This is a genomic window from Naasia lichenicola (genome assembly GCF_004801885.1).
GTDB classification, from domain to species: Bacteria; Actinomycetota; Actinomycetes; order Actinomycetales; family Microbacteriaceae; genus Naasia; species Naasia lichenicola.
On the sequence record NZ_SSSM01000005.1, the window covers coordinates 80,153 to 100,143 of the forward strand.

The window sequence follows — 19,991 nt, forward strand, 5'->3', positions numbered from 1 at the left end:
CCGGAACCACGCTCTACAACCTCCGCGGACGTGTACTCCCCAAGAAAGGCAAAGCTGCCCATGAACACCTGGTTATGGGGACCGCTTGAAGACTCGACCAGATCGGCCAGTAAGTGATTCCCGAGCGACGCACCCTTAACGCGGTGCTGTCCAACATGGGCTACGAGGTGCTGCCGTTCAAGGCCACCGAGGACAACGTCGTGAAGTTCGTCCCCAAGTCAGTGCGTCTGACGGTCACCGCCTCTCCCCCCAAGGGCATCGAGGCGACCATCGCCTTGGCCGAGAAGTTGGCTGGACACGGCTACTCGGTCGCCCCGCACCTCTCGGCGAAGATGATCCGCGACAAGGTGCAGCTCGGAGAGTTCGTCCAGCGGTTGAAGGCCGTCGGCATCGACAGCGTCTTCGTCGTGGGCGGCGACGCTGAGGAGCCGGCCGGCGAGTACACGGATGCGCTCTCGCTGCTCAAGTCCCTCGACTCCATCGGGCACGAGTTCACCTCGATCGGGATCGGCGGCTATCCGGAAGGGCACCACTTCATCCCGCAGGACGGACTGGACGCCGCCCTCAACGAGAAGGCCCAGCTCGCGACCTACATCGCGACCCAGATCTGCTACGACGCTCCCGCGATCATCTCCTGGGCCCGTCGCATCAAGTCCGAGGGCGTCGACCTGCCCATCCGCGTCGGCATGCCGGGCGCCGTCAGCCGCGAGAAGCTCCTGCGCATCTCCCTCGCCTCGGGCGTCGGCGACTCGCTCAAGTTCCTGCAGAAGCAGAAGGGCATGTTCTGGCGCTTCTTCGTGCCGGGCGGCTACAGCCCGAACAAGCTGATCCGCGGCCTCAAGCCGGCCATCGGCGCTGCGGACAACAACCTGCAGGACTTCCACATCTTCACCTTCAACGAACTGGAAGGCACCGAAGCCTGGCGCAAGCAGATGCTCCAGCGCTACCCATCACAGGCTTCCTGACCACGCGTCAGGGGATCAAGGAGCACATCGTGTCACTCGCCGCACCGGCCAGCACTCCGGCCGCATCTCCGGCCAGCAATCCGAAGGCAGCCACCTCGCAGCCATCGGACAACACCGGCCGCCTCATCATCACCGGAGCGGACCGCCCGGGGATCGTCGCCACGGTCTCCTCCACGATGCAGGAGTTCGGCGCCAACATCGTCTCCCTCGACCAGTTCTCCACCGACGCGGAGGGCGGCAACTTCTTCCAGCGCACCGTCTTCGACCTGCCCGACTTCCGCGCTCGGCGCCCCGAGCTGGAGAAGGCGCTCGACGAGCGCCTGGGCGATGCCCTCGGCCTCACCTGGACCCTCACCTCCGCCAAGCAGCGCAAGCGGGTGGCGATCTTCGCCTCGAAGTCGGATCACTGCCTGCTCGAGCTGCTCTGGCGCCACCGCCGCGGCGAGCTCGACATGGACGTGGCGATGGTCGTCTCCAACCACTCCGACCTCGCCGAAGACGTCCGTCAATTCGGCATCCCCTTCTTCCACGTCCCCGTGAGCGGCGACAAGAAGCAGGCAGAGGCAGAGCACCTGCGCCTGCTGCAGGGCAACGTCGACCTCGTCGTGCTCGCCCGCTACATGCAGATCATCTCCGACGACTTCCTGCAGAACGTCGGCGCACCCGTCATCAACATCCACCACTCCTTCCTTCCGGCCTTCATCGGCGCCGGCCCCTATCTGAAGGCGAAGGAGCGCGGGGTGAAGCTCATCGGCGCCACCGCGCACTACGTCACCAAGGACCTCGACGAGGGGCCGATCATCGAGCAGGACGTGGCCCGCGTCACGCACGCCCAGTCCGCGGCTGACATGGCCCGCTACGGCGCCGATGTCGAGCGTCAGGTGCTGGCGCGTGCGGTGCAGTGGCACTGCGAGGACCGCGTCATCCGCGACGGCAACACCACCGTCGTCTTCCGATGAGGAACTTCCGATGACCGCGCAGCTGATCGACGGCACCCGGATCGCCCGCGAGGTCCGCGCCCGGGTCGCCGCCGAGGTGGCCGAGTTCCGCGAACGCACCGGCGTCATCCCCGGGCTCGCCACCATCCTGGTCGGGGAGGATCCCGCGAGCGAGGTGTACGTGCGCAACAAGCGGCGCCTCGCCGTCGAGACGGGGATGGCCGATCTGCATCGCCACCTCGACGCCGACGTGACCCAGCCGGCGGTCGCGGCGATCATCGAGGAGCTCGCTCACGACGATGCCGTCTCCGGCATCCTGCTCCAGCTGCCGCTCCCCCAGCACTTGGAGAGCGGTCCGCTGATCGACCTGATCCCCGCGCTCAAGGACGTCGACGGCCTCACCACGCTCAGCGCCGGCCTGCTCGCCCGCGGCCGCCCCGGCCTGCGCCCCTGCACCCCCAGCGGCGTGATCACCCTCATCGACTCCACCGGCATCTCACTGGAGGGGCTGAATGCCGTGGTCGTCGGCCGCTCCGAGCTGGTCGGCGGACCGATGAGCCGCCTGCTCCTTGAGCGCAACGCCACCGTGACCACCGCGCACTCCCGCACCCGCGACCTCGTGGCCGTCGCCTCCGAGGCCGATGTGCTCATCGCGGCCGCCGGGGTGCCCCACCTCATCGGCCCCGAACACGTGAAACCGGGCGCCATCGTCATCGACGTCGGCATCCATCGCACCGAGTCCGGCCTCATCGGAGACGTCCGCTTCGACGAGGTCAGCCCCATCGCCGGCTGGCTCACCCCGGTTCCAGGCGGAGTCGGCCCGATGACCATCGCCACCCTCCTCGCCAACACCGTCACCGCCGCGCGCATGCGGGCGGATCAGCGAATGCTGACCCGGCTCGGACCATAAAAGAGATCCGAATTCCCTAGCGGCCCAAGTGGCTTCCGACCGCCTTCACATCCAGAAGGAGCATTCGACCGGCCTCGGTGCTCGCTCGCTCCCATCCTTGGGTCAGGTTTGAAGGCGACTTCGGGAGGGCTTGCTTGCGCTCGGGCCCGTTGACAGAGCCTGGGGACCATCCTGCATCCCCCAAGTCACAGACAGTCATTCAGGCCCTGTTCAAGGCTGGACTATGAGGTGGGACTGTTGGCGGTATTCAGGGGGTGCGCAGTGCCTCAGATTCGATGATGGCGGCGACTGCGGTGGGGTCGGAGACCATTGCGGAGTGTCCCGCACGAAGTCTGTATACGGTGCTCGCCCGTTCGGCCATGCGTTGCTGAACAGATGGAAGGATTGCCTGATCGAGGTCGCAGATCACGTATGCCGCCGGATGCGTCTTCCACGGGGTGTTCGTGACGGGCGCGTAAACGGTGCTGCGGTGTTCAGCGGTCATCCGGTTGAGGAAAGTCTCTGTCTGGGCTGAGGGGACATCGTTGTAGAACGCGGTTCGGCTGGCGTCGGCCGGCATTCGGATGTAGTCACCGTCCTTCTCGAAAGCGTCGTCACCGGATCCGGAGCCTTCAGTGGAGCCGTTCATAGCCATGCAGGTCTCGCCGGTGTCGAGGAGGAAGGCTGCGAGGTAAAGGAGTCGGGCGGCGGGTACGCCCGGAGTGAGAGCTTGGTTGAGTACGGCGCCGCCATATGAGTGAGCGACCAGGAGAGGCGGTCGGTCAAGGTTGATGAGGTGGTCTCGCAGGTACTGGGCGTGACCGGAGAGTGTGGGGTCGCCCGCAGTGCGGCCGACGCCGGGTAGGTCGATGGCTGTGATGTCGTAGCCACGGTCGCGCAGTTGCTCCGTGACTACATCCCAGACCCATGCGCCATGCCAGGCGCCGTGGATAAGAACGATGGGTGGCGGGGTCATAGGGGGTTCGCTTCGAGTTGGTTGGACCGACGAGGCGACGGGTCCACCTTGGACCCGCCGCGTCGTGTTGACGGCTACTGGACGTAGAACAGGGCCTGCGAGTCTGCCGAGTCGGCGTCCTTGGTGGTCACAACTGTGTTCTTGAGCAGCAGGGACGCTTCGATCTTGGAGGTGTCTCCGTCGAAGTAGGCCTTCGCGAACTGGATCGCCATGGAGCCTTCCTCTGCTGCGGGCTGTACGACGAGCGCGTCGATTTCACCCTTCTTGAGTCGGTCAACCTCGGCCGGCGACGCGTCGTAGCCGATGACCTGGACGGAGTCGTCGGATCCGACTGCGGCAGCGATTCCTTCGACGTTGGGCTCGACGATGCCGAACAGTCCAGCGAGATCGGGGTGGGCGACCTTAAGGGACTTGGCGACTGTCTGTGACTGTCCTGCGTCGAAGCCGGCGTATTCGTTGGCGACTACCTTGATGTCGGGGTAGTCGGCGGTGAGCTTGGCCAGGAAGCCCTTCTGTCGCAGCTGGTCGGTGGTTGCGGCGGCATCTAGTCCGACGACGCCTACTTCACCGCTGCCGCCGAGGGCTTCGCCGAGGAACTCGGCTGCCGCTTCGCCGCCTTGTTCGTTGTCGGAGGTTATGGCGCTGACGAGCTTGGTGCCGTCGGCGGCGTTGGTGTCGACGGTGATGACGGGGATGCCTGCTGCGATGCAGCGGTCGATGGCGGGCTTGAGGGCTGCGGGGTCGGTTGGGGAGATGATGAGCAGGTCGGGCTTCTTGCCGCACACTGCGTCGACCACGGGGGTCTGGGCTGCGGGGGTGAACTCCGCGGCGCCTTGATATTCGAAGTTGATGCCCTGCTTCTTGGCTTCGTCTTCGGCGCCCTTGCGGAGGGTTTCGTAGAAAGCGATGCCTGTCATGCCGGGGACGTAGACGACGGTCTTGGTGCCGGAGTCGTCTCCGCCTGCGCCGGCGGTGGCTCCTCCTGAGGAGCAGCCGGCGAGGAGCCCGACTGCTGTTACGACGACGAGTGCGGCGCTGAGCTTGTGCTTGGTGCTGTGTCTCATGGTGTGTCTCCCTTGACGTGATGGGTGTGAATGGTGCTGTGGGTGGGCTGTGTTGGCCGCGGAGCTGGGTGCGGGGTCACCGCTTGGCTGCGCGCAGTTCCTTCTGCTGATCGAGGAAGACGGCTGTGATGAGCACAACTCCGACGGTGATGACCTGCCAGAACGGCGGGACCTGGATGATGATCAGGCCGGTGAGCAGGACGGTGACGATGGCGGCTCCGAGGACGGTTCCGAAGATGGTTCCTCGTCCGCCGTAGAGGGAGGCGCCTCCGATGACGACGGTGGCGATGGCTTGAAGTTCGGCGTTCGCTCCTGCCGTTGGCGAGGCGGAGGCGAGACGGCCCATGGCGATGATCGCCGCAAGTCCGGCGAGTGCTCCGGAGATCGCGTACACGGCGACGAGGTGGCGGCGGTCGTTGATTCCGGCTCGAACGACAGCGTCGGGGTTGTCTCCGAGCATGTAGGTGCGCTCTCCGAAGCGGGTCTGGGAGAGGACATAGATGGCGACGGCGACGACGATTGCGGTGACGATGACTGGGACCGGGATCCAGCCGAGGATGTTGTAGTTGCCGGCTGTTCCAATGGCGGTGGGGATGCCTGATAGTGACTGCCCGTTGGTGAGCAGGTAGGAGGCTCCGGAGCAGACGCCGAGCATGCCGAGGGTGGCGACGAAGGCGGGGATGCGCAGGAAGGCGATGAGGAGTCCGTTGATGATGCCGACCAGCAGTCCGGTGCCGATGGCGAGCGCAGCGCCGATGAGGGCGGAAGGGACTTCGCCGACGCTCTCATAGGGTGCGAGGACTCCGGTCATGAAGGCTCCGGCGACCATGCCGGACAGGCTGAGGTTGGCGCCTACTGAGAGGTCGATGCCGCGGGAGATGATGACGAAGGTCTGCCCGAGGCCGAGCAGAAGGATCTGGGTCATGGTGGTGCTGGTGTTCAGCCAGTTCGCCTGGGTCAGGAAGTAGGGCGACAGGATGGTGAAGAGGATGCAGATGGCGAGTAGCACACCTGCTGTGAGGGCGTTTCGTGAGCGTCCGATTCGTGTCCCGTAGGCGCTGAGGCGGGTGGTGGCTGTCTGCGGCGCGGCGGTGGTGGCGGTCACAGGGTGTTCCTTTCGAGGTTCTCGGAGGACCGGTCCTGCACGATGGCGCCGGTGATGTAGCCGATAAGGGTCTCGGCGTCGAGTTCGCGGGCGTCGAGTTCCGCGACGATGCGGCCGAGTCGGAGGACGAAGATTCGGTCGCAGACGGCGAGTACGTCCTTCATCTGGTGGCTGATGAAGATGACTCCGATGCCGGATTCGGCGACGCGTGTAATCAGTTGGAGCACTTCGGCCTGCTGCGCTACTCCGAGTGCGCTGGTGGGCTCGTCGAGGAGGAGCACCCGTTCGCACCAGGATGCCGCGCGGGCGATGGCGAGCGTCTGTCGTTGTCCGCCGGAGAGGTTGCGGACCTCGACGTCGACGCTGGGCAGGTTGGTCTTGAGTCGGGCGAGTTCTGAGATGACCTTCGAGCGCATCGCTGGGCGGTCTAGTCGGCGGAAGACCGTTCCGCTCACGCCAGTTCGAAGGACCTCCTTGCCGAGGAAGAAGTTGGAGACGACGTCTCGCTGGGGGGCGAGTGCGAGGTCCTGGTAGACGGCGCTGACTCCGTGCTCCCGAGCGACGTGGGGTGTGGTGAAGGTCACTTCTTCGCCGTCGGCCACGATGTGCCCGCTGGTTGGCTGGAGGGCCCCGGAGAGGATCTTCAACAGCGTGGACTTTCCAGCGCCGTTGTCGCCGACAAGGCCGACTACTTCTCCGGCCTTGACGTCGAAGTTGACATTGGAGAGGGCGTTCACCCCTCCGAATGTTCGGGAAATCTCGCGAACCTCAAGCGACATCAGCGTCTCTCCATTCGTGCGCCTGGCGCACACATAATCACAGCGCGAACAAAACCTAGATAGCTCGATCTTGCTTGTCAAGCGTGCCGACACGGTGTCGCTTCCGTTGACGCCGTCTCAATACCGACCTACAGTGCTGATCACCTAGCGCGCAACTGTGCGCTGTACGCACACAAAGAAGCGACGGACATGACCCAGACAGATCAGCGCGTCGTCGCGCGCCCCCGCCGCAGCGGCCTCATCGGCTGGGGCATCGGGTATTCATTGAGCCCGCAGCTGCACCAGGCCGAGGCGGCGGCACTTGGCCTCGATCTCAGCTACGACATCTTCGACGTGCGCGAGCTCGGCATTGACGACGAGGCGGTCGGCTCGTTGATGCTCGATCTGCGAGATGAGGGTGTTGCTGGATACAACGTCACCTACCCGTACAAACGCATCGCATTCGAAACCGTCGCAGTGGCGGATGACCTGTCGTCCGCGCTGGAAGCAGTGAACACGGTCGTCTTCGACGAGGACGGCGCCGCGCACGGCTACAACACGGACGCAGGCGGCTTCGGTGCGGGTCTCGACGAGGTGCTCACGGCCGAGGACTACGGACACGTCATTCAGTTCGGTGCTGGCGGGGCCGGCTCGGCCACCGCATATGCCGTACTCAGACGTGGAGCGTCTCAGCTGACGATCGTCGATCCGAACACCGACCGCGCCTCCCATCTCATCCGCCAGCTAGCACCCCTGTTCCCAACCGCGCGGATCGACTCCGCAACCAGCGACGACCTGGGCTCCGTCCTTCCCACCGTCGCAGGTGTAGTGAACGCGTCGCCTGTGGGTTCCGTGAACTCACCCGGATCAGTCCTCACGAAAGACCAGCTGAAGCCGTCGATGTGGGTGGCCGACGTGGTCTACCGGCCTCTTCGCACGAAGCTGATCGAACTGGCCGAATCGCAGGGTTCACGCGTGGTGGACGGCGGCCGGATGTTCGTCCATCAGGCTGCGATGGCTTTCGAGCTGATCAATGATCTTCCAGCCGATACCGACCGCATGCGGGCACACTTCGTCCGTCTCATCAACGATCTTGAGGGGCACTGATGCACACATCAATCGCCACGGTCTGCCTCAGCGGGACACTGGAGCAGAAGTTGCACGCAGTCGCCGCCGCAGGCTTCGACGGCGTCGAACTGTTCGAGAACGACTTGATCGCCAGCACCCTGTCCATCGAGGCCATCCGAGCCATGACCGAAGACCTCGGCCTATCCATCGACCTCTACCAGCCCCTTCGGGATGTCGAGGGGGTGCCAGAGGAGAAGTGGTCAGCCACTCTCGCCCGGGCCTCTGCCAAGTTCAGACTGGCCGCTTCCCTTGGCGCTCCGACAGTCCTAGTGTGCTCAAGCGTCCGCTCGGACACAGTTCAGGACGATGCGGTTATCGTGCGGCAGCTCCGTGCGCTCGGCGACGAGGCAAACCGCGCCGGCGTCACGATTGCCTACGAGGCACTCGCCTGGGGCAGACATGTCTCGACATGGGACCATGCGTGGCGTCTCGTTGAGGCCGCCGATCATCCTGCCGTAGGTCTGTGCCTGGATAGCTTCCACATTCTCTCCCTCGGCTCAGACCCGTCCGCGATAGCGCAGATACCGGGCGAGAAGATCCTGTTCTGCCAACTCGCTGACGCACCGTCGATGCAGCTCGACGTGCTGTCATGGAGCCGACACCATCGAGTCTTTCCCGGCCAGGGAGATTTCGACCTTGTGCCCTTCATGCGGGCGCTCCTCGCCACTGGGTACGACGGTCCGCTGTCCATCGAAGTGTTCAACGATGTCTTCCGCCAAATCGACCCTGTCGCCAACGCGATCGATGCGCGCCGCTCGCTCCTGAATCTTCAGAACGCGGTAGCCAACGCCATCGAGCTCACAGGTGGGGAGCCGCCAGCAGGGCTCACCCGCGTCACGCACAGTCGCCCGGCGGAGGACTTCTCGTTCGTCGAACTCGCCGCAAGCCCAGGCCAGGAACTGCCCGCCGTACTCATCTCACTGGGTTTTCGGTTCCGCGGCCGGCATCGCACGAAACCCCTGACTCTGTACACCCAGGGTGTCATCCGCCTGGTACTCAACGAGGCAGCCGCTCAGGACCTCGGCTCCATCGTGGGGATTGGTTTCGAGGTCCCCTCCGTTGACGCCGCCTCCCAGCGCGCGACGGATCTGCTCGCAATGGAGGTGAACCGCTCAACAGATGCGGGCGAAGAGCTGCTTCGCGTGTTCCGGGCGCCCGACGGCACGGAAGTCAGCTTCGCCGCCGAGTGCCTCACGGGAGATCCCGGATGGGTCGCCGAGTTCGTCGGAGGCGAGCCCGCTGCGCGCACTGCGCCGCTAGACGGGGTCCACCACCTGGAGCAGATTGACCACGTATCCCTCGCCCAGCCCTGGCAGCACTTCGACGAGGCGGTGCTCTTCTACAAGTCGCTCCTCGGCCTGCGCCCACTGTCGAGCACCGATGTGGCCGACGCTCACGGCCTTATTCGGAGTCAGGTCATGCAGACCGGCAGCGGAACAGTCACCGTCGTTATGAATGTGCTTCCGGCGGCCCCGGCGAACGCGAAGGACATCGCCGATCAATACGCCGACCACATCGCATTCCAGACACCGGACCTCAGAGGATTGGCGAGGGCGCTCCAGAGCGAGGGGGTGCCGATGCTTCATATCCCCGCGAACTACTACGACGACCTCGAAGCGCGTTTCGACATCACCCGAGCCGAACGTCTTGAACTTCAGGCGCTCAACGTCCTGTACGACGAAGACGAACGAGGCACCTTCCTCCAGGCCTACACGATCCCGGTGGGCAAGGTTTTCGTCGAGCTTGTCCAGCGAGACCGATACTCCGGTTTTGGTGCCGCCAACTCCTCCGTACGGCGGGCAGCACAGAGCATGGCAACGCAACTCGGCCGATGACGCTGACAGCTCAGGTGCCAGGCCTCCGATAGCCGAGCAGTTCCGCTTCAATGCTCGCAGCAGCCCGTCGGATGGGTGGAACGTACAGTTCAGCGAGGTCGGAGATCGAGCTTCGCGCCGCGTGGGCTGACACGTTGATAGCGGCGATGACCTCTCCGCGTCTATCCCGAACCGGCACCGCCACACCACGCAGCCCCTCCTCCAGCTCCTTGTCAACAGTTGCCCAGCCGCGCTCAGCAGTGGCTTCGATCTCGGCTCGGAGCTCGTCCAGCGACCGCACCGTCCGCTCGACGCGTCGACTCCCTTTCAGACGCTCCAGGTAGCCCTCTATCTCAGCGGCCGACCGGCCGGACAGCAGCACTCGCCCCATCGAGGTTGCATGCGCCCGAAACCTCGTTCCGACGTTGATCTGGACTGAGCTGAGGCGTGTGCTTGTAGCGAGGTCGAGGTAGACGATGTCGTCACCATCGAGGACCGTAAGTGAAGCCGTCTCCCCCAGCTCGTGCGCGATCTCCTGGAGGTGCGGACGCGCAATTTCCACCAGCGACATTCCCGATAGATACGCGTAGCCCAACTGAAGGACCCGCGGAGTGAGTAGGAACTCACGGCCTTCAAACTTCACGTAGCCAAGGTCCCGCAGGGTCAGCAGCACGCGCCTTACCGTGGCGCGATCCAGCCCCGTGACGCCTGCCACCTCACTGAGAGATTGTCGCGGGTGCGCTTCGTCAAAGGCGCTAATTACCGCGAGCCCGCGTTCAAGTGAACGAATGAAGTGCGGCTGACGAGCTTGCGGATCTTCGGTCGACATAAGGCTCCCAGTGTGCGGTGTGCGCACAATCTATCAGCAGGCGCATGCGTGAACGCATGGTCCCGCCCCGGATGTCCGCCAGTACCGCGCATCTACTCGTCCCCCGACGGGACTCGTCTGCATCGTCCAAATCAGAAGGGAACGCATGATAAGGGAATGGTCGTGGGCGTGACGGCCACCATCTTGCTACTGGGATCCGTCGATACAACTTCAACCTGGATAGAACCTTTTAGTTGACTACAGAATGTTGTAGAGCGACTATGCCGTAGCCGCCCAGGTCGGCCGTAATCGTGCACATTTCGTGCACAACTCCCCACGTCACGTCACGTCACGTCCCGGTCGAGGCCGCCCGACCTGATCCAGCAAGGCCGAAACTCTGCAGATCGGAGCCCTACTCCCTTACACCTGGGGCTCGAATCGCCCTCCGGAGGCAGGGCCTCAGCACGCTAGATGCGCTCAACCGCGCCGGCCCAGACCCACGCATCCCGCTTCGTGCCGTCACCAACGCTCCAGTACACATGCACGGCTCTGCTATTCCACTCCCGAGCCGAACCGAAGACCTTCGCTAGCGTTCCGTCGCCAAAGGGCATCCAAGCGGAGACTTCGTAGAAAGCAGTCGCTGGCCTGATCGGATCGCGCTCTAAGTCGAGCTGCGCGGGGGTGAGACCGACGGGCTTGGTTGTTCGGATCTCTGCCGCCTTGTTTGACTGGTACGTCTGCAGCGCATCACCGTAGCGCTTGTTACTCCCCATCGCGCTATTCGAACATACTTTCGAACGATGATCCAAGGCCAAGAGCGTGGCGGAAGTGCGATGTATACGGCAACATCCCTTCATGGCGCATATCAGTGTGTGGTGGCCGAAGCTCTCACCCGAGACTCAAGAGCGCCTCCGGAACAACGAGGGCAAGCCGTTGCCGATGGATTTGCTCCTCGAGGTCACCGCTGCTGGCGGACCAGCGGGCTCTTCCACCTGGTGGTCACCACTCCCAGATGACCCCGAGGTGGACGGCGGAGGAGCATACTTCGGTCCGAAGCCTCAGCGACCGCCGATCTAGTCGCCGCCTAGCGAGCTATCAACGTTCGAGGCCGTCGTCACGCTCACGTCGCGGAGACGTCGGACGTCGACTGGATGGGCCGCGATGCTCCTGCGGACCGTCCTCAAGCGACAAAACTCCCGGATAGTCCAGCGCCGCGAGCCTTCTAGCGTTCGCGCTGCGGGCCTCCCCGTCGATCGTCTTCGATTCATGAGTAGGCACAAGCTCAGAGAGGACCGCGTTCATCGGTTGTGGACCCGAGGGGCCGTTGAGGCGCGCTGGTGCCTTGAGTTCAGCCGACTCGGCCTTAGCGATGACCGAGGCACGCGTCTCGAGGTGCTGTGCATCCGACCGCTCCCGTTGTGCGCGAATGTTAGAGATGCCAGACCGAAAACGAGCGACCTGTTCGACGCTCTGCACAACGGCTCCCGCCGCCACCCGTGTTTGCACATCGATCGACTCGACGACTCCGTCGCTCTCGTCCACCGCGTCTCCTAATCACGCCCGTTGGAATGGTCTCGGGCGGTCTGCGCTCGTCGCGCTGCGTCGAAGCTCGGTCGGATAGGACGCCCAGGTCCAGCCCCGAGCGCGGCCTGCGACTCAGCCGAAGGGGTCGCATTGTCAGGCATCAGAACGGGTGGGAGTTCGTCACGGAGGCGGACCACGTGCTGACGCATGGTGTCAGCAAGCTCCTTTGCACGAACAGCTTCACCTGCGGCTCGGTGCGCGTCCATGATCGCGACGGTGGTCCGACCCATCTGTTGAAGCAGCACGGCCGAGGCCGCACTCCCCTGGAGTCGGGGATCTGCCAGGAGCAGAAGTGAGGCCGCCGCGGCGATGGACTGCAACCCAGCTGGCCGAGGCTTGGATAGATGCGCGGGGATGTGGGCGCTTCGAGCTAACGACCGCGCCGTGGCGGCAAGGGGTCCAGGCACTCTCTCCGTGCGTGCCGACCAGGCGGCAAAGAGTCCGGACGCGTCCCGAGCGGCGTGAGCCCACGCCGAGCGATCGTCGACCGTGACGGAGCGAAGTTGTCGCCGCATCGTCTCTATGTCATTCGTGAACTGTGCCCATTGCCTCGGAGAGATCTCCTGCGCTTCGCGTCCCGCCCTCGACGGCGTGTATCTCCAGGGATTGCGGAACGTCGCTTGCCACTCCACGACCGCAGCTCCGGATGCTTCGGGAGAGTCGAGCCAGCCCTGCCGTAGCCTTGGCAGCGTCAGATCACGCGCGAGTCGGCCGCCTCCGAACCAGACGGGACGACTATCGCCCGAAGGACGGATGGCTACCGAGTAGCCGGCAATCACATCGTCACGTCCAGCAGCGAAACGAGGACGAAGCATCACGTCGTGAGCATGAAGTCGACGGACGAACTCGGCCTCGTCGACGGAGGCTGTGGCGACCGCGCGCACGAAGCGCTCTAGACGATGGGAATCGATCTCGACCGCCCCGGTTCGAGCGGCCTGCTCGCGCTCGCCCGGCTTGACGCCGCGCTCACCGAGACCGCGCTCCCGCGACTCGAGGACCGAAAGTCCATGCTTCTTCTCAAGCTCTCGGCAAGCGTCCTGCGCCCGTCGGAAATCGTTGTGCGTAGAAGCCTTCGTGCCGTCCTCGCGAACCAGTGACAGGGCGATGTGCACATGGTCATTGCCCGTTGCGGAGAGGCCATGGCGAACGGCGACCCAACGGGTTGCCGCATGACCGGATGTCTCGCTGAATCCCATCTCGTCGATGAAGTCGCTCGCGATGGCGGCCCACCGCTCATCGGTCAGCTGGCCCTCGTCGGCATGGAGGGAGAGCGAGCAGTGCCAGACCGATGCGTCGATGCGCTGTCGAATGGGCTCTCCGCCATCGGGATCCTGCACCGTGATCAGCCGGGTGACCTCGACGCCGAACTCGCGCCTCGGCTGATCGAGGTCAGCGGCAACGGCAAGCGCCGTCTCACGGTCGAGGACGTCGTAACCGAACAGTGTCACCGTCGCCGAATCGCCGGCGACGATGTGCTGCTCATCGTGCTCGTTGCGCCGCCCATCACCCGCGAGGTAGACGAGCAGTCCGCCCATCTTCGCGCCGCGGGTGATGTTGGGGATCATGAGTCCTGGAGCTTTCGCAGCGCTGAATTCAGCTGCGCCACAATTCCGGAATAGTCCCGGTAGATGCGACCGGCCTCCTCGGGGAACGCCCGCTGCGCATTGGCCCACTTAGCCAGCTGATTCGTGTTGTTGGCGTGGTTTGCCAGGATCCGCCGGATCAAGAACAGCTCAGCGAGCGCCTTCTTGCGGAGGACAGGAGTCTCCGTTCTAGAGGCCATTGCTGCCTCTAGAACGAAGCGCGGAACTGAAACTCCAAGCTCAGCTGCGCGAGCGGCCAAAGCCTCGTCCTCCGCCACAGTGAGCTTAAGAACCCGCCGACGCACACGCGGTTCTTCGGAATTCTCACGTCGATGACGTCCGCCCTCCTCGGGGATGGAATCCACGATCACCTCCACGAGGTTCTGCCCAGCGCAGCGACCCCGCCGCCCGCGGGGCTTTCGACAAGTGTGCGCCGAGGCGAACGCGCAGTCCAGGTTTAGGGCACCTAAACCTATAGCTTGCTCCGCCAAACCCGCCCAGCACCCAGCTGCGGGACCCTGCGGACCCGTCCCTCGTCCTGATCGGATTCGACCTTCGGCCGAGGCCTTCATTGGCAACTTCGTTGCCTTCCGGCTCTCGGAGTGTATGCGCCGTGCTCGCTCCAGCAAGGGCGCTCCGCGTCGCTCCGCGATGCCGACAAACCCCACGTCGGCACCCTTGCCTCCACTGTGCGCGACGCAGCTTTCGTCTTCTGCCGAAAGGCAATTCATTGCGGGAGAAGGAGAAGAAAATGTCCCAGCAGCAACTAATCACCGTCTACATACGGCCGGGCGACCCCGACTGCATCGCCACCACAAAAGCGCTCAGCGCAGCGGGCCTCGAGTACGTAATCGTGGATCTATCTGCCCCGGGCGTCTCCATCCCGAGCGGACGCGAATTTCGTGTCGGCCAGCTTCCCCTCGTTACCGTGGGCGCCGCTCTTTGGGGTGGATATCGTCCCGACAAGATCGCGATTGTCGCCGCGATCAATCGTCGCCCGAAACACCGTGCCCCTGTCGACCCGGAGGACGGGCTCGATTGCGACTCCTGCCAATGAGCGAGCAGGTGCGGCAGCTGCTCACGCCGGAGCAGGTTGCGGCTGCGCTCAACATCACGACCGCGCAGCTGGCGGCATGGCGCGCGGCAGGCACCGGTCCCAATTACTTCAGCCTCCCTGAGGGCGTCATCCGCTACGGCCCGCGCCAGCTCGCCGACTGGATCAGGCGGGACATTCCGCTGTTCTGACCGGGTGCGTGACCCCGTCGGACAAGTCACATCGAGTAGGCGACGACCGGCTGAACGGAGTCGTCTCCGAAGAAAGTACGGATCGCATCGCCGGCTACGGCGAGAAGATTCCTTCCGGCCAGCGGGCCGACCGGGACATATTTGCTCGGCCCGCTGGCCATCGTCAGTTCGAGCCAAACCTGATCGCCGCCTGACTTCTCGATCTCCAGGTGAGGAGCGATTGACTCGATCCGGTCAGGGTTGATCCATTCGTCGCGCACCTGTCCAATCCCCTCGGAGGGGAAGTCGAAAACGACGAGCTGCAGGAAGTGGGACATGGGCGTTTCCTTTCGTAGGACTCCACCGTGTCCAAGACAGATGGCCGATTCGCTCGCGAACCGGCCATCTGTGGATAACGCGCCCTGATTTCAGGGCTGTGTGCGCTTTGCCTCTGAGCGGGCCTGCACGTCTTCGGCGATCTGAAGGGCCCGGGCCTCGCTGATTGCGGCCCAGTTTCGCGCGTAGGACTCTCTCCGTCTCTGGTAGCGAGCCTCCTGCGCGGCCCAGCGGAGCAGGAGCACGCGATGCCTCCTAGCCCAGTCAGCCTTCGCATCCCGGCTCTGCTTCTCGCGACGGATAGCCGCGAGCTCGCGGCCGATCCGCTTGGCAATGACACCATCCGGTGTCGCCTTGCTCATGCGCCGCCAGAATCGAGCCGCTTGCCGCGGGTCCGCATCCTGCACAGCCTCGAACCGCGGGGCCGGAAGAGCCGCGCGGTCCTCCGGCGACAGATACGACGGCCCAAACAGTCTGTCCGTTCGCGTCAACCGGCCGAAGGACCAAACGCCGTCGGTCCATGAAAGATGACCACCCATGGTCACTACCCCTCTCCTCAGTGCCTTTCGGCACCTGCGCCGCTTCGGGGCGCGCGGAACGGAGGCAAGGGGGAAGCGAAGCGGACTCGCGCAGCGACGCCGAAGGCGCCCTTGCCGCAGCGAGCACGGCACGTACCATCTACAGCCGAAATGCCCTGAGTCGCAGAACGCGATGGCTTCTGGATGGACAGGAGATCAGTACGTGGTGATAGTCAGCGCGTCGTCTCAGCACGGAATGGATCCGGCGCTGTCGGCACTGCGGAGCACCGAGCGTCGAAAGGCCTTCATGTTTGTCGATCGCCACCGGTGGCGCGTCGAGGCAGCGCTTGGGCCACACTGCTCTGGCGACTGCCGAAGGTGGACTGTCCGTGGCGGATGGGCACGACGGGCGCGTGAAGCGGCGGCCCTACGGCTACAGCCCACGGCCCACGGCCCACTATTGAGGCAGCCCGCCCGAATCCAGAGGTTGGCGAACAGTGCGTCGTTCAAGCCCAGCCGGCCGGGCAAGTTGAGGCTGCTTCTGAATACCTTTACCAGCCGCGCTCGGCCATGCGATGGGGTGCTGGGATGTCAGGCACGTTGATCCCGACCATAGCCACTCCCAGACCGCGCGATGCATCAGCGACGACTGAAGGATCATCGTAAAAGGTGGTCGCCTTGACGATTGCGGCAGCGCGCGGAGCTGGATCATCGGACTTGAAGATGCCCGAGCCGACGAACACTCCGTCAGCTCCGAGCTGCATCATCATGGCGGCGTCGGCCGGTGTCGCGATCCCGCCCGCAGTGAAGAGGACGACGGGCAGCTTTCCGCTGGCCGCAACCTCGCTGACAAGCTCGAAGGGAGCCTGGAGTTCCTTCGCTGCAACGTAAAGCTCATCGGGCTCGAGCGCTTGCAGAGCGCGGATCTGCCCCCGGATCTTTCGGATGTGACGAGTCGCTTCTGAGACGTCTCCGGTGCCCGCCTCTCCCTTTGAGCGGATCATGGCGGCGCCCTCGGTGATTCGGCGAAGGGCCTCACCGAGCGTGGTGGCACCACAGACGAATGGCACCTCGAACTTCCACTTGTCGATGTGGTTCGCATAGTCAGCGGGACTCAGAACTTCCGATTCGTCGATGTAATCCACGCCGAGATGTTGAAGCACCTGCGCCTCGACGAAATGACCGATGCGAGCTTTAGCCATGACGGGGATGGAGACCTCCGCCATGATCGCCTCAATCAAGTCAGGGTCACTGGTTCGCGCGACACCGCCCGTTGCCCGGATGTCCGCCGGCACGCGCTCCAGGGCCATCACAGCTACCGCGCCCGCGTCTTCGGCGATGCGGGCCTGCTGAGGCGTGACGACATCCATGATGACGCCACCTTTGAACATCTCGGCGAGCCCGCGCTTGACGCGGGTGGAGGCGTGCGCGGTGTTCGTCGTGTTTTCCATGAGTCCTTGGTTCCGTGATCTGGTCAGCGGGCGGGCTCGCCTCGCCAGGTGTCGTTCGTTGGATCTAGGGGAGGTCCTCGCCGAGCCACTTCTCGGCCAGGTGGTCCGCGATTACCCGTCGAATAGTGCCCGAATGGGCGCGCAAGATGATGGACTCGGTGCGGATGATCGGACCCTTGCGCCGTACTCCATCGACGAGTCCGCCGTCGGTGACACCGGTCGCGACGAAGAAGGTGTTCTCGCTGCGCACGAGCTCATCCGAGCTGTAGACGTAGTCGAACTGCAGGCCGGCGTCGAGCCCCTTCTGGCGCTCCTCATCGGTTTTCGGCGCGAGCCTGCCCTGGATCAGGCCACCGAGGGCCTTGATCGCGCACGCGGTCGCAACACCCTCCGGGCTGCCGCCGGTGCCAACGCAGATGTCGATCCGGGTCTCGTACCGGGCCGCGTTGATGCCGCCCGCGACATCGCCATCCAGCAGCAGACGCGTTCCGGCGCCGGCCGCGCGGATGTCCTCGATCAGCTGCGCATGCCGCGGACGGTCGAGGACGGCGACGACCATCTCCTCGACGGCCTTGCCCTTCGCCTTGGCCAGCGCACGGATGTTCTCGCCGATCGGCTTGCGGATATCGACGACGCCGATCCCCTCGGGCCCGGTGACGATCTTGTCCATGTAGAACACCGACGACGCGTCGAGCATCGATCCGCGATCGGAGACCGCGATCATCGATAGGGCGTTCTGCCGCCCTGCGGCGGTGAGCGAGGTGCCGTCGATCGGATCGACCGCGATATCGCAGGCGGGTCCGCGGCCGTTGCCGACGTGCTCGCCGTTGTAGAGCATCGGCGCCTTGTCCTTCTCCCCCTCGCCGATCACGACGACGCCGTCGAAGTTGACCGTTCCGAGGAACGCCCGCATCGCGTCGACCGCGGCCTTGTCGGCGGCGTTCTTGTCGCCGCGGCCGATGAACGGCACGGCACGGATGGCCGCCGCCTCGGTGGCGCGCACCAGCTCCATGGCCAGGTTGCGGTCGGGGTGCAGGAAGAGGCTCGCCGCTTCAGTGTCCGGAGTCGTCACTTTCACCTCTAGAGATCGGGTCCGCCTCGGGGAGGAGAGTCCGTCAGCGGCAACGGACATATGAGCCCCGCAGAAAGCGGGGGTGTTTAGGTCTGGGCCGCAGGGACGCCAGCGCTCAGATCGACATCGCCGCAGAGGTGCACTGCGATACCGAGCTGAGACACAAGTGCAGCTTTGGCCAGCAGGGCGCGATCTGCCTGGTCGGCAGTAGGTGCGTAGGCGACCTGGAGGTGGTTGGCCTTATGACGGGCCATGAACTGGTCACGGGTGATGCCGTGGAGGACTGCGTGCATCATCGGCCACTCAGGGTTGGTGGCGGCCCACCGTCGCTCGGATTCCTCCGCCGGGAGCTCGATCGCTGTCGCCCGGCCGATGTCGAAGTGAAGCTCGCCTCCTTCGAGGTAGATGCGCGACCATACGACCTCTCCCGGCTTCGAGAGACCCCGAATGGTGCCGCCTCCCGCGGGGAAGTAATTGGGGCTCTGGCGCCAGCTCTCCGAGCCGGCATATCCGCCGGTCAGATGGGATGGCGGAACGGCTCCGGAAATCTCGAGGACCCAGACGAATCGACCGTCATAGTCCTCTCCCCAGCGCACATCGTGCAGCGTGGTGGCCGGATCGAGTCCCATCGCGGTCCACACGCGATTCGTGAGGAGCGCGTCGACGGCGACCCCCTCGTCCACCTCATTGAAGTGAGGGAGCGGAGCACCCTCGTAGAGCACTCGTAGGCCGTCGCGGCTCGTCACGGGGGGACGCTCGACGTTGTTCAGGAGCCCTTCGACCAGATCAGATGCCGGAACAAGATCCTTGAGCCCCTGCTGGTACTGGATGCCGATGGCGTCGGCGCTGAAGTCATCAGCGATGCGAAGGGCTGCGATATACATGCGGCATTGCTCGAGGATCTGCGCGTCTGTGAGATCGACGGCGTCGTCCGGTCCCGTCCTGAAGATGAGGCCTGCCTGCTCCACCCATGTGCGGATGGCCAGTGCCTCGTCGTCCGGAACGGTGAGCATCTCCGCATAGAGGGCGCTCTGCGACAGGCGCTCCTTGTAGATGCCGAGCGGATTGAGGTACTCGTCGTCGATGATCGCGTTGTACATGCCCATGCAGCCCTCGTCGAAGATGCCGATGATGGCTTTCTCCGTCTGCAGCTGCGCCGCTAAGGCGCTACCGAGCGCGACTTCGTCCCCTCCTAGGGTCGATAGCGCGGGCAAGTCCGAAACATGGCTGTTGTCGTGGTGGATCTGCCCCGTCAGCAGCCATTCGTCGATCCTGTCGCGCGCCCAGCCGTCGGTGAAGTCAACGCTCCAGACCGTCGAGTAGGGGCGACCCATCTTTGTGAGGCCTGCGTTGAGGTTGAGGAGACCGACCAGCCCGGGGAAATCGCCTGCGAAGTTGGCCGCGGTGAGAATGGGGCCGAGGTGTGATCGGAGCCCAGGCAGCACGTGGTGGCTGTACTGCCAGATGGACTCCGCGACGATCAATGGGGCGTTGAGAGGCACGTTACGGAAGACGCGAATACCCATGGCTTGACTGGAAATGAATCCGTGCCCTGCTGCCGGGTCGTACTCGTGGGCGCGGACGACCTTCCAGCCATGTCGCTCGACGGCCGCGGTTATCGATTGCTCGAGCAGGGCCTGGGTCGACCAACCGGCCCGGTTGGCGGAGACCCGGAGGTCGCCGCTCGCAACGAGGTAGACGGTCTTCGGCGCCGCTTCGGGATGGCTGATCGTGTCGGGAAAGAGGTATGAGGTGGTCATCGGTGAGCTTTCTCCGCG

Annotated in this window: 21 protein-coding genes; 7 read left to right on the top strand and 14 right to left on the bottom strand. The window is 64.5% G+C overall.

What is annotated here, in order from left to right:
• The first annotated feature begins 113 nt into the window (after positions 1-113).
• The 3 genes from E6C64_RS11315 to folD are packed head-to-tail and all read left to right on the top strand — an operon-like array spanning position 114 to position 2,813.
• Positions 114-965 carry a methylenetetrahydrofolate reductase gene (locus E6C64_RS11315; RefSeq protein ID WP_233255596.1) on the top strand — a complete coding sequence of 284 codons (852 nt, stop codon included), beginning with the start codon at positions 114-116 and terminating at the stop codon, positions 963-965.
• A gap of 29 nt (positions 966-994) precedes the next feature.
• The gene (gene purU, locus E6C64_RS11320; protein ID WP_136427633.1) at positions 995-1,924 is read left to right on the top strand and encodes a formyltetrahydrofolate deformylase; all 930 of its coding nucleotides are present in this window, start codon (positions 995-997) and stop codon (positions 1,922-1,924) included.
• Between the two features lie 10 nt (positions 1,925-1,934).
• Positions 1,935-2,813, top strand: a complete 879-nt coding sequence (gene folD / locus E6C64_RS11325; protein ID WP_136427634.1) for a bifunctional methylenetetrahydrofolate dehydrogenase/methenyltetrahydrofolate cyclohydrolase FolD — start codon at positions 1,935-1,937, stop codon at positions 2,811-2,813.
• 247 nt (positions 2,814-3,060) lie between these two features.
• On the opposite strand, the gene E6C64_RS11330 is transcribed toward folD, so the two are convergent.
• The 4 genes from E6C64_RS11330 to E6C64_RS11345 form a co-directional block, all read right to left on the bottom strand.
• Entirely contained in the window at positions 3,061-3,768 is a 708-nt protein-coding gene (locus E6C64_RS11330; RefSeq protein ID WP_136427635.1) for an alpha/beta fold hydrolase, read from the bottom strand.
• A gap of 74 nt (positions 3,769-3,842) precedes the next feature.
• Positions 3,843-4,832, bottom strand: coding sequence for a substrate-binding domain-containing protein (locus E6C64_RS11335; RefSeq protein WP_136427636.1), 990 nt, complete (start codon positions 4,830-4,832; stop codon positions 3,843-3,845).
• A 76-nt stretch (positions 4,833-4,908) separates the two neighbouring features.
• A complete protein-coding gene (locus tag E6C64_RS11340) occupies positions 4,909-5,937 on the bottom strand; it encodes an ABC transporter permease (protein WP_136427637.1) in 1,029 nt (342 codons plus the stop codon).
• Positions 5,934-6,674: an ATP-binding cassette domain-containing protein gene (locus E6C64_RS11345; RefSeq protein ID WP_233255597.1), complete on the bottom strand. Its 741-nt coding sequence runs from the start codon at positions 6,672-6,674 to the stop codon at positions 5,934-5,936. The genes E6C64_RS11340 and E6C64_RS11345 overlap by 4 nt, the downstream gene beginning before the upstream one ends.
• Positions 6,675-6,905: 231 nt before the next feature.
• On the opposite strand from E6C64_RS11345, the gene E6C64_RS11350 reads away from it, so the two are divergent.
• Positions 6,906-7,802 (top strand): shikimate dehydrogenase, encoded by an 897-nt coding sequence (locus tag E6C64_RS11350; RefSeq protein WP_136427638.1) that lies wholly within the window; start codon positions 6,906-6,908, stop codon positions 7,800-7,802.
• A complete protein-coding gene (locus E6C64_RS11355; RefSeq protein ID WP_136427639.1) occupies positions 7,802-9,658 on the top strand; it encodes a bifunctional sugar phosphate isomerase/epimerase/4-hydroxyphenylpyruvate dioxygenase family protein in 1,857 nt (618 codons plus the stop codon). The genes E6C64_RS11350 and E6C64_RS11355 overlap by 1 nt, the downstream gene beginning before the upstream one ends.
• Positions 9,659-9,668: 10 nt before the next feature.
• Here E6C64_RS11355 and E6C64_RS11360 read toward each other — a convergent pair whose 3' ends face one another.
• The 5 genes from E6C64_RS11360 to E6C64_RS11380 form a co-directional block, all read right to left on the bottom strand.
• Positions 9,669-10,466, bottom strand: coding sequence for an IclR family transcriptional regulator domain-containing protein (locus E6C64_RS11360; protein WP_136427640.1), 798 nt, complete (start codon positions 10,464-10,466; stop codon positions 9,669-9,671).
• A gap of 446 nt (positions 10,467-10,912) precedes the next feature.
• Positions 10,913-11,218 (bottom strand): hypothetical protein, encoded by a 306-nt coding sequence (locus E6C64_RS11365; protein ID WP_136427641.1) that lies wholly within the window; start codon positions 11,216-11,218, stop codon positions 10,913-10,915.
• 322 nt (positions 11,219-11,540) lie between these two features.
• A complete protein-coding gene (locus E6C64_RS11370) occupies positions 11,541-11,987 on the bottom strand; it encodes a hypothetical protein (RefSeq protein WP_136427642.1) in 447 nt (148 codons plus the stop codon).
• Between the two features lie 8 nt (positions 11,988-11,995).
• Complete coding sequence (locus tag E6C64_RS11375) at positions 11,996-13,594, bottom strand: relaxase/mobilization nuclease domain-containing protein (protein ID WP_136427643.1); 1,599 nt, start codon at positions 13,592-13,594, stop codon at positions 11,996-11,998.
• Positions 13,591-13,812, bottom strand: a complete 222-nt coding sequence (locus E6C64_RS11380; protein ID WP_136427644.1) for a plasmid mobilization relaxosome protein MobC — start codon at positions 13,810-13,812, stop codon at positions 13,591-13,593. The genes E6C64_RS11375 and E6C64_RS11380 overlap by 4 nt, the downstream gene beginning before the upstream one ends.
• Before the next feature lie 551 nt (positions 13,813-14,363).
• Between E6C64_RS11380 and E6C64_RS11385 the strand changes: the two genes are divergently transcribed.
• On the top strand, positions 14,364-14,669 hold the full coding sequence (locus E6C64_RS11385; protein WP_136427645.1) for a thioredoxin domain-containing protein: 306 nt from the start codon (positions 14,364-14,366) through the stop codon (positions 14,667-14,669).
• Positions 14,666-14,857, top strand: coding sequence for a helix-turn-helix transcriptional regulator (locus tag E6C64_RS11390; RefSeq protein WP_136427646.1), 192 nt, complete (start codon positions 14,666-14,668; stop codon positions 14,855-14,857). Before E6C64_RS11385 ends, E6C64_RS11390 begins: the two co-directional genes overlap by 4 nt.
• A 26-nt stretch (positions 14,858-14,883) precedes the next feature.
• Here E6C64_RS11390 and E6C64_RS11395 read toward each other — a convergent pair whose 3' ends face one another.
• From E6C64_RS11395 to E6C64_RS11415, 5 genes are all read right to left on the bottom strand, one after another.
• The gene (locus E6C64_RS11395) at positions 14,884-15,174 is read right to left on the bottom strand and encodes a hypothetical protein (RefSeq protein ID WP_136427647.1); all 291 of its coding nucleotides are present in this window, start codon (positions 15,172-15,174) and stop codon (positions 14,884-14,886) included.
• A gap of 90 nt (positions 15,175-15,264) precedes the next feature.
• Positions 15,265-15,534 carry a hypothetical protein gene (locus E6C64_RS11400; RefSeq protein ID WP_136427648.1) on the bottom strand — a complete coding sequence of 90 codons (270 nt, stop codon included), beginning with the start codon at positions 15,532-15,534 and terminating at the stop codon, positions 15,265-15,267.
• A 707-nt stretch (positions 15,535-16,241) separates the two neighbouring features.
• Positions 16,242-17,141 carry a pyridoxal 5'-phosphate synthase lyase subunit PdxS gene (pdxS, locus tag E6C64_RS11405; protein WP_136427649.1) on the bottom strand — a complete coding sequence of 300 codons (900 nt, stop codon included), beginning with the start codon at positions 17,139-17,141 and terminating at the stop codon, positions 16,242-16,244.
• Positions 17,142-17,205: 64 nt separating this feature from the next.
• A complete protein-coding gene (gene glpX / locus E6C64_RS11410) occupies positions 17,206-18,153 on the bottom strand; it encodes a class II fructose-bisphosphatase (RefSeq protein ID WP_233255674.1) in 948 nt (315 codons plus the stop codon).
• Between the two features lie 146 nt (positions 18,154-18,299).
• Positions 18,300-19,973: a fucose isomerase gene (locus E6C64_RS11415; protein WP_136427651.1), complete on the bottom strand. Its 1,674-nt coding sequence runs from the start codon at positions 19,971-19,973 to the stop codon at positions 18,300-18,302.
• Between the last annotated feature and the right edge of the window lie 18 nt (positions 19,974-19,991).